Here is a 3,168-nt window from a genome sequence, read left to right as displayed (position 1 = left end):
TCTCGATCTTGGACCCATCAAACCCAGGTCCAGCAAAAAGGCCTCCAGCAGCGATTACGAGATCATGCTGTACGAGCCCAGAGCATATGAAGACTCCCTGCAGATCTCGGCGCGTCTAAGGGCAGGGGACCCGGTCATAGTCAATCTTAAGTACCTTGATTCTTCGGAAGGAATGCGCCTCATAGACTTTGTCTGCGGAACGGCTTTTGCCATAGACGGGCACATGACAAAGATATCGGACACCATCTTTCTCCTTTCGCCGAGCAGCATTTCCATCTCGGATAATTCCTCGACCGGACAGGAAAGCGCAGCCTCACAGGACAACCTTCTGCACAATAGGATGTAGGAGATGGCCTTGGGCAAAAAGCTCTCCTTTATAGGCTCCGGCAGAATGGCCGAGGCCATAATAGGAGGCATTATAAAGAAAAAACTGTATCTTCCCGGACGCATCTATATTTCGGACAAGGATGCCGAAAGGACAAAAGGCCTTGCGCGAAAATTCAGGGTCATTTCCTGCGAGGACAACAACAGGGCAGTTTGGGCCGGTAATGTAATAATTCTTGCGGTTAAACCGCAGAACATGTCCCAGGTCCTTCCGCAGATCAAAGAAGACATAAAAGCTTCGCAACTGGTGATCTCTATCGCGGCGGGGGTCCCTCTTTCCTTTCTTGAAAAAGAGCTCAAGGGCTGTCCGGTCATCAGAACTATGCCTAACAACCCGTGCCTGATAGGAGAGGGGATGAGTGCGATAGCAGCCGGGAAGAATGCCGGGAACTCCGACATAAAAACGGCAACGGACATATTTGACTGCCTTGGAAAAACCGTTGTTATCAGCGAAAAACACTTTGATGCGGTCACGGGCCTTTCAGGGTCAGGACCCGCATTTGTCTATGAGTTCGTTGCCGCACTTGCAGAAGGAGGGATAAAGGCCGGTCTTGACCGGCAGACCGCTTATCTTTTGGCAGTTCAGACCGCGATAGGATCCGTCAAGGCGCTCAAAGAGACTGGCAAAAGCCACAAAGAGCTGGTAGAAATGGTCGCTTCCCCCGGAGGGACAACGGTTGAAGGCCTAAAGGTTTTCGAAGAGGCAGGGTTTTCGCAGATAGTAGCGGACGCGGTCTATGCCGCTGCCTCAAGGTCCAGGAGCATCAGCCGGGAGCTGGCTGGATAGCTGTGCCGGACTAGGGTCAAGGGGCAAGGGTCAAGTCAAACATTGGGCGAACTATGTCTGACTATACCCTTGACCCTAAACCCTTGACCCAAACAAAAAATGCTAAACAACCTATCTAAAACGATAACTAAACTAAAGTCCGGTCGACTGCGGCTTGGCTTGTATATTGCTCCCGTCATTGCCGCATTTTCTATTGCCGTTGTGGTCCCTGCTCTCGGGCCTCGTGCCGTAGACTCTGTCTCGGGCTCAACAGCCGATATAGTAGTAGGCCAGGCGGATATGGCCTCTAACCTGATGAACCGCAGGCAGTATGGAAAAACCCTGTATCTTCCGAGCGGGATGATCAAAATAGAGGACAAACTGGTGATAGCCGACAGGGGTAACAACCGGGTGCTCATCTATAATTCGGTACCCTTATCAGACAATTCTGCCGCGGATACAGTGATAGGGCAGCCCGACCTTGCGTCAAATATCTCAAATTACGGAGGGATTTCGTCAAAATCCCTGGACAGCCCTTCCGGACTTGGTACCGATGGGACGAGACTCTTTATTGCAGATACTGACAACCACAGGATTTTGATCTATAACAGCCTGCCATCCCATAACTTTGCTGAAGCTGATCTGGTGGTTGGACAGCCGGACATGAGTTCCAATTCCGCAAACCGGGGCGGGTCTCCCGCTGCAAACACGGTTAACACTCCCAAAGCGGTCTATTCTGACGGAACCAGATTATTTGTCGGGGATGACATGAACAACAGGATATTGATATACAATGCCATCCCTTCTTCAAATAATGCTGCAGCGGATGTAGTGCTGGGACAGCCTGATATGTCATCAAACGCCGCAAATAACGGCGGGTTGTCGGCTCAAAGCATGTACCAGCCAAGTTTGGTCTATACCGTAGGCAGCAGGCTTTATGTTTCTGACATACAAAACAACAGGGTGCTTATATACGATACGATCCCCGCGGTCAACTTTGCTGCTGCAGACGCTGTCGTGGGGCAGCCCGATATGACGACCAGGACCGCCAACACAGGCGGGATCTCAAATAAAAGCCTGTCAAAGCCGGTGGGGCTCTTTGCCGATACTGACAGGCTTATTGTACTTGAACAGAGCAATAACAGGGTCATGGTCTACAAGAATATTGACGCAAAGATAAGCGCTTTTATTGCCTCAGGATCTAGGATAGAGGCAGATGTAGTGATCGGGCAGCCGGATTTTGCTTCTAATTCCGCAAACCAGGGAGGAGCTGTATCGGCTTTCGGGTTGAACACGCCCTCTCGCATCTACAGCGACGGAACTAAGCTTTTTATATCGGATTATCTTCGCAATCACCGCGTCCTGATCTATAATTCCATACCGGAGATCAATAATGCTCCCGCTGATGTAGTGATAGGCCAGCCCAATATGACGAGCAACTCCGCAAATCAGACTGCGGAAGCCGTTTCTGCCGCGGTCCTGGCCGCTGCCAGGAATGTTTTTGTGACGGGTTCAAAAATGATAGTGTGCGATTCATACAACAACAGGGTCCTGATATACAATTCCATCCCTTCATCAGATAATGCCGCAGCGGATGTGGTCATAGGCCAGCCGGACTTTACTTCAAACCTTGCGAACCAGGGCGGAGGTGCAGGCCCAAATACTATGTACAGGCCTTCGGCTGCCTACAGCGACGGCACGAGGTTGTTGGTTGTTGAAGCTGCCAACCACCGCGTGCTTGTATATGACAGCATACCTACAACCAATAATGCCTCTGCGGACCTCGTAATAGGCCAGCCGGATCTTATCTCAAATTCGGCTAACCAGGGAGGTCTTATTCCAGCGGCCAATACCTTTTATTATCCCGTGGGAATATCATCGGATGGTACAAGACTTTTCGTTTCCGACCAGGGAAATCACAGGGTGCTTATTTTTAATTCGTTCCCCACGGCAAACAATGCTTCTGCGGATGTGGTGATAGGGCAGCCGGACATGGCCTCTAACCTGCCAAACCAGGG

Annotated in this window: 3 protein-coding genes; all 3 read left to right on the top strand. The window is 50.8% G+C overall.

Going from position 1 to position 3,168, the window contains the following annotated elements:
• Positions 1–346: cell division protein SepF (locus tag WC490_08130; GenBank protein ID MFA5098567.1), on the top strand; the 346-nt coding region annotated here is incomplete at its 5' end.
• A gap of 3 nt (positions 347–349) precedes the next feature.
• On the top strand, positions 350–1,171 hold the full coding sequence (proC, locus tag WC490_08125) for a pyrroline-5-carboxylate reductase (GenBank protein ID MFA5098566.1): 822 nt from the start codon (positions 350–352) through the stop codon (positions 1,169–1,171).
• A 99-nt stretch (positions 1,172–1,270) separates the two neighbouring features.
• Positions 1,271–3,168, top strand: a 1,898-nt coding sequence (locus tag WC490_08120; protein MFA5098565.1) for a hypothetical protein, incomplete at its 3' end; no start/stop codon positions are given.

Source organism: Candidatus Margulisiibacteriota bacterium, assembly GCA_041650635.1.
In the GTDB taxonomy this organism is placed as follows: Bacteria; Margulisbacteria; WOR-1; order JAKLHX01; family JBAZKV01; genus JBAZKV01.
Note: the sequence above shows the minus strand (reverse complement) of the source record. Positions and strands in the feature narration are given on the sequence as shown.

Coding starts and splice junctions, on each gene's coding strand:
- proC (MFA5098566.1), top strand. CDS start 350: ATGGCCTTGGGCAAAAAGCTCTCCTTTATAGGCTCCGGCAGAATGGCC.